Raw genomic sequence first — 6,378 nt, 5'->3', positions numbered from 1 at the left:
GGAGTGGATCGTCGCTCCGGAGGCCATGACCCGTGAGCCTACGCGAACGCAGCCGTGGACGAAGCCTTAGCCGGCGCAGGCCGATGCCGGGACGGTTCGGCGTGGAACCGACGACTACTACTGTAGGTTCCCGGCCGAGATGGCGGACGATGCCGGAATTCCACGGTAGTTGGCAGCGGTATCGGGCTCGAGGTTCCACCCGAAGTGGCGGATCCCTACATTCTTGGTCTGGAAGCCGCTAGCTAGCTAGGGCACCTGACGCTGCGAGCGCGCAACAACGACCTCGACGCCCTTGTCACGAAGTCGCGCCACGTCGCGTCGATCTGTTGCGCTGTCGACGATCACGGCGTCGAAGGCGGACAGGGGCATGAGCGCGTGCAGAGCGCGCTTCTCGAACTTCGTGTGGTCGACGATCAGAATGCGCCGCGTCGATGACTCGAACATCGCGCGCTTCACGTCGTTCGTCTCCAGCGATTGGTGGAAGGCGACGTCGTCCGTGATCGCCGCCGTCGACATGACGAACAGGTCGGCTCGCAGCGCCCCGATCGCGGAGGTCGTGATCCCCCCCAGGAACGCGCTGCACCAGTTGAAGTACTGACCGCCGAGCCCCAGCAGGGTGATCCCGTTCGCTCCGCGCAGCTGATCCATGATCGTGAGGGTGTTCGTGATCACGGTCAGCGGACGGCGCGACCGCAGATGCGGCACTAGATGCAGAGTCGTCGTCGAATCATCGAGCATCACGGCCTGACCCGGCTCCACGAACTCCAGCGCAGCCAGCGCGAGCGCTTCCTTCTCGCTCGTCTGCCGATTCGTCCGGTAGACATCGCTCGATTCCACGAGCGACGTGGACATCGCGGTCGCGGCGCCACGGCTCTTTCTCAGCAGACCGCGTCCTTCGAGTTCGTCGAGGTCGCGATGGACCGTCATCACACTGATGTCGAACCGCTCAGCAAGCTGCTCGATGCGGACGGTGCCTTCCGCCATGACAGCCTCGGTGATGGCCTGCTGGCGTGCCACCTGTCGCGATTGCCGCGGCCCGGTATCGAGGGGTGTCTCTGTCATGGCCTTCTCCGGGTACTGTCTGCGACTCTCTCAACGTAGCGCAGCGGCCTCGTCGATGATGCGTGCGAGCTCGGCAGGGTCATGCGCGTAGCGCCCGAGGAACAGCCCGTCCACATCGCCACGGAGATCGGTGAGGGTTCCCGGCTGTGCCGAGCCGCCGTAGACGACGCGGACGGTCGCAAAGCGAGGATCCTGGCGTAGCCGATCAGCAAGAGTGGCCGCCACCGCGCGCACATGATCTGCGGATGCCGCTTCGGCCTGGCCGATCGCCCACTCGGGCTCATACGCGATGATGATCTCCGCGTCTGCGATCTGCACCTTGCGAAGAGCGCTCTCGATCTGGGAGATGCATACGTGCGCGGCATCGGTCGAGCTCCCGGGCTCGTGCTCGCCAACGCACAGCACCGGCACGAGACCATTGCGAAACGCCGCGGCGACCTTCGCGCCGATGACGTCGTCGGTTTCGCCGAAGATCTGGCGGCGCTCCGCATGCCCGACTTCCACCAGGGCGCATCCGACCGTCCGCAGATCCTGCCCGCTGACGGCACCGGTGTAAGCGCCACGATCGTCCCAATGCAGGTCCTGCGCTCCGACGCGAACCGGGGTGCCCGCGAGCTCCTGCACCACCAGCGGCACGGCCGGCAGCGAAGGCAGCACGAAAAGCTCCACGGACCCATCCGTGACCGCCGGATGCGACCGTGCAATCGCGGCGACATCGTGCGCCCATCGCGCGGTCCGCTCCACGTCCAGATACAGCTTCAGACTGACGCCGAGGAGGATCGGTGGACTCCCGGGTTCGGCGCGAGACTCAGCCACAGGTGCCGGTCTGCTCGTACTCGTCGATCAGCTCCACCTTCTCGGCAGACGCCGACGACTCGTCGAACTCATAGTCCAGCCACTCCCGCGCCAGCCGGCGGGCGAGCTCGAGCCCCACGACACGCTGGCCGAACGTGAGAATCTGCGCGTTGTTGCTCAGCACGCTGCGCTCGACACTGAAGCTGTCGTGGGCCGTGACAGCGCGGACGCCGGGTACCTTGTTCGCTGCGATGGCGACGCCGAGCCCTGTGCCGCACACGAGCAGAGCGCGGTCCGCTACGCCGTTCTTGATGCGCTCGGCTGCCTCGATCGCGACGCGCGGATAGGCGGTATGGCCTTCGGCATCCACTCCCACATCGACCACCGATGCGACGCGCGGGTCCTTCTCGAGATCCGCCTTGAGCGCTTCTTTATACTGGTAACCGGCGTCGTCGGATCCGACGACGATGCGCCACTTGGTGGTCATCACTGCTCCTTCTGAATGTGGTCTTTGTGCGCGCGGGCGAGCACGCCGGCGACTTCCGTCATCGACAGCGCGAGCGAGATCGCACCGGGATCCGGCGTGCCGAGGCTTTTCTCCATGTGCGGCCGCGCCCGCCCCATGCGGGGCAGGAGGTCGGCTGTTGCCCGCGCGGCGGCGGTGGCAACAGCAGCGGCATCGGCCCATGCGGTTGCGAGCGGGACGCCGTCGCCTACGCGAGCGAGGAGCACCTCGGTGAACGGGACGAGGGCGTCGACGAGGGTCTTGTCGCCCACGACGGCTTTGCCGAAGCTCTGCACGGCGTCGCGGGCGGCGTCGACACCGGTCGCGACCGTGAGCGCGTCGGGCGCCTCTTCATCACCGACGGTGTCGCCGACGGCTCGCAGCCCCGCACCCCACAGCGCACCCGAAGTGCCACCGGCGCGATCAGCCCAGGCGTCGCCGGCCAGCGCCAGGACGGTCCCTGCCCCGGCTTCCTGTGCGACAGCGGCATCCGCGGCATCCGCTGCCGCCCGGGCACCGCGTTGCATGCCGATGCCGTGGTCGCCGTCGCCGGCGATGGCATCCAGGCGGCCGAGCTCATCGACCTCGCGGTCGATCAGGTCGCGGATTGCGGCGATAGCGGCCGCGGCGACGCGGCCTGCTGCGGAAGACTCGGGCGGTGCGGCGGTGACCGCAGAGACCTCGGTGACGTCGGTCTCGGACGCAGCGGCATCCGCACCGGAAAGATCGATCATGCCCTTGCGATACGCGGGGCTGTAGGCCGGAGAGGTCCACGCGGCCTCGAGCTCCTCGTCCAGCCAGAACAGCGTGAGCGAGAGACCGGCCATCTCGAAGCTCGTCGCGTACTCCCCGACCTCGGGGTCCACGATGACGAGTCCCCGGCCTGAGAGTTCGCGGGCGACCGCGCGGTAGACGACGAAGAGCTCCTCCGCCTTGACGGCGCCGAGTCCGTTGAGGATCACGCCGACGCGCGCGCCGTCGATGTCGGTCACCCCGGCGGGCACCTCGTCGATCAGCCCCTTCACGAACAGCGTCGCGATTTCGTCAGCGGTGCCCAGGGGGCGCACGTCGATACCCGGCTCGCCGTGGATGCCCATACCGATGGCCATCTGTCCCGCCGGCACGGAGAAGAGCGGCTCCTCGGAGCCGGGCAGCGTGCAGCCGGAGAAGGCGACGCCGAGGGAACGGGTGTTCTCGTTCGCGCGCTCCGCGATCGTGGCGACCGTGTCGAGATCGAAGCCCTGCGCCGCTGCCCATCCAGCGGCGCGGAAGACGGCGAGGTCGCCGGCGATGCCACGACGCTTAGTGCGCTCGTCCTTGCCCGCACTGTAGATGTCGTCGGTGACCCGCACGGTGCGGCACGGGATGCCCTCGGAGCGCAGACGGTCCTGGGCGAGGTCGAAGTTGAGGGCGTCGCCGGCGTAGTTGCCGTAGCTGAGCAGAACGCCGGCGTCGGTCGCGACGGACTTCGCGACGGCGTAGATCTGCTGGGTGCTGGGCGAGGCGAACACGTTGCCCATCGCGGCGCCGTGGGCGAGGCCCGGGCCGACGAGGCCCGCGAATGCGGGGTAGTGACCCGAACCACCGCCGATGACGACGGCGACTTCCCCCGCGGGAGTTGCGGTGCGGCGGGCGACCCCACCGGTCACCCGGCGCACCAGGCCGGCGTGGGCGGCGACGAAGCCTTCTGCGGATTCGTCCGCGAAGTCGGCAGCGGCATTGAGGACGTAGCTCATGATCACTTTCGAGAGTTGAGGGGATGCGAGGGGCGGTGCCGAGGACGACGTCCGCCCCTCGCGGGTCACACGGAGTGTGTGACCGATGATGATCCGATCAGCCGGAGTAGGTGAAGGGGTCCGTCATCTTGCCGACGTTGTCCTTCGTGATGAGGATGCAGTCGAACGACTGCTTCTCGGTCTCGGGCGCCTTGCCGGTGCGGATGAACTCGTCGGCCAGCGTGACGGCCTCCTTCGAGAACACAGCGACCGGCTGCAGCACGGTGTACGCGAGCTCTCCGGACTCAACGGCCGTGACCGCGTCGGGCGAGCCGTCGAAGCCTCCGACGATGACGCCGTCGAGCTTGCCGGCTTCCTTGAGCGCGGCGATCGCGCCGAGGGCCATCTCGTCGTTACCGGAGATGACGCCGTTGATGTCCGAGTTCGCCTGCATCAGCGACTGCATCTTGTCGTGTCCCTTGGTGCGGTCCCAGTCGGCGACCTCCTTGCCGACCGACACGAGGTCGGGGTACTGGCTGATCACCGTGGTGAAGCCGTTCGAGCGGGTCTGTGCGTTGTTGTCCGAGGGGGCGCCGAACAGCTCGACGTAGTTGCCCTTCTCGCCCATCTGCTTGACCCACTCCTGAGCTCCGATGGCGGCACCCTGGGCGTTGTTGGAGACCAGCTGCGCCTTCGCGAGGCCGGACTCGTTGATCTCGGCGTTCACGAGGAAGACCGGGATGCCGGCTGCGTTGGCCTTCTTCACCGCAGCGATCGAGCCGTCCGCGTTGGCCGGGTCGAGGATGATGGCCACCGACTTGTTGGAGATCGCGGTGTCGATCAGGGTGTTCTCGGTGTTGGTGTCACCCTTGTGAGCGCCGACGGTTGCCTCGTAGCCGAGGTCCTCGGCGGCCGCCTTGGCGACGTCGCCCTCCGTCTTCCAGTACGGGTTGGCCGGGTCGTTCACGATGATCGTGATGAGCCCGCCGGCCTCCCCGCTGCCGCCGTCACCTGACGTCGCGGGGGTGCTGGAACCGGAACAGGCGGTGAGGCCGAGGATCAGGGCGCCCGCGACGACGAGGGCGGCAAATGCCTTCTTACCTACCATGTGTTGCGTCCTTTCTTGGTGGATCGGCAGCGGTCATCGATGCCGAGTTCGCGGTCAGTCCTTCGCCGCCCCAATGGGCGCGGACTGGTCCGACGTCTGGGGTGCCGCGGCGGCCGGTGCGGCGGGAGCGGCGGGAGCTGTGGGCTTGCGGCGACGCCCGTACTGGAGTGTGTTGAGCAGGACCGCCACGACGATCACGGCGCCCATGAACACCATCTGCCAGTAGGCGGAGACGCCGACGATCACGAGACCGTCTGAGAGGAAGCCGATCACGAAGGCACCGAGGAGCGTCCCGCGGACGTTTCCACGCCCGCCGGTGAGGGCGGCGCCTCCGATGACCACCGCGGCGATCGCGGTCAGTTCGTAGGTGTTGCCGGCGGTCGGCGAGGCGCTCGTGAGGGTCGACGCGAGGATGAGGCCGGCGATGGACGCGCAGATGCCTGAGATGACGTACACCCAGATCTTGACGCTGCGCACGGGGACGCCGGAGAGTTCAGCTGCCCGCTCGTTGCCTCCCGCGGCGTACATCCATCGGCCGAACTTGGTGCGGCCGAGGACGAGGCCCAGGACGATCGCGACGATGATCATGATGAGCACGCCGACGGGGATGCCAAGGATGCGGTTGAAGCCGAGCCATTCGAACCCGGTGTTGCCGAGTTCGGGGTCACCGGACAGGTTGTTGATGGTCAGGCCGTTGGTCATCAGCAGCGCCAGTCCGCGGACGACATACAGCATGCCGAGCGTCGCCACGAAGGGAGCGACCTTGAACTTCGACACGAGCAGGCCGTTGACGAAGCCGATGAGCGCGCCGACGCCGCAGGAGAGCAGCACGACGACGGGAACGCTCGGGAACAGGGTGACACCGAAGATGTTGATCGGGACGCCTTGCAGCAGGAATCCGGCGATGATCGCGGAGAAGCCGAGGGTCGACCCGACGGACAGATCGATGCCGCCGTTGAGGATGACCATCAGCATGCCCATGCCCAGCAGTGCGTAGATCGCAACGTGCGAGGACATGATCAGCACGTTCTCGACGGTGAAGTAGTTCCGGGAGAGCAGCGAGAACACCACGATGATGAGGATGAGGGCGAGGAAGGCTCGCCCCTCCAGCAGCAGCTTCGCAAGGGAGAACTGCTTCCTCTTCTCGATGATCGCGGTGGTTGTGGTCGTCGTCATTGTCGGATCCGTTCTGG

6 protein-coding genes are annotated in these 6,378 nt (G+C 67.2%); all 6 read right to left on the bottom strand.

Translation table 11 applies throughout. The annotated features are described in order from the left end of the window. Positions 1-246: 246 nt before the first annotated feature. Positions 247-1,062 carry a DeoR/GlpR family DNA-binding transcription regulator gene (locus tag WML84_RS02620; protein WP_347344592.1) on the bottom strand — a complete coding sequence of 272 codons (816 nt, stop codon included), beginning with the start codon at positions 1,060-1,062 and terminating at the stop codon, positions 247-249. A 30-nt stretch (positions 1,063-1,092) separates the two neighbouring features. Further along, the gene (locus WML84_RS02615; RefSeq protein ID WP_061683266.1) at positions 1,093-1,878 is read right to left on the bottom strand and encodes a triose-phosphate isomerase family protein; all 786 of its coding nucleotides are present in this window, start codon (positions 1,876-1,878) and stop codon (positions 1,093-1,095) included. Further along, positions 1,871-2,344: a ribose-5-phosphate isomerase gene (locus WML84_RS02610; RefSeq protein ID WP_061683267.1), complete on the bottom strand. Its 474-nt coding sequence runs from the start codon at positions 2,342-2,344 to the stop codon at positions 1,871-1,873. Before WML84_RS02610 ends, WML84_RS02615 begins: the two co-directional genes overlap by 8 nt. Next, entirely contained in the window at positions 2,344-4,098 is a 1,755-nt protein-coding gene (locus WML84_RS02605; protein WP_061683268.1) for a dihydroxyacetone kinase family protein, read from the bottom strand. Before WML84_RS02605 ends, WML84_RS02610 begins: the two co-directional genes overlap by 1 nt. A 97-nt stretch (positions 4,099-4,195) precedes the next feature. After that, positions 4,196-5,185: a D-ribose ABC transporter substrate-binding protein gene (locus WML84_RS02600; protein WP_341578120.1), complete on the bottom strand. Its 990-nt coding sequence runs from the start codon at positions 5,183-5,185 to the stop codon at positions 4,196-4,198. A 54-nt stretch (positions 5,186-5,239) separates the two neighbouring features. Continuing rightward, positions 5,240-6,361: an ABC transporter permease gene (locus WML84_RS02595; protein WP_061683270.1), complete on the bottom strand. Its 1,122-nt coding sequence runs from the start codon at positions 6,359-6,361 to the stop codon at positions 5,240-5,242. Between the last annotated feature and the right edge of the window lie 17 nt (positions 6,362-6,378).

Origin of the sequence: Microbacterium sp. (assembly GCF_039812165.1) — a bacterium.
Taxonomy (GTDB): domain Bacteria; phylum Actinomycetota; class Actinomycetes; order Actinomycetales; family Microbacteriaceae; genus Microbacterium.
Note: the sequence above shows the minus strand (reverse complement) of the source record. Positions and strands in the feature narration are given on the sequence as shown.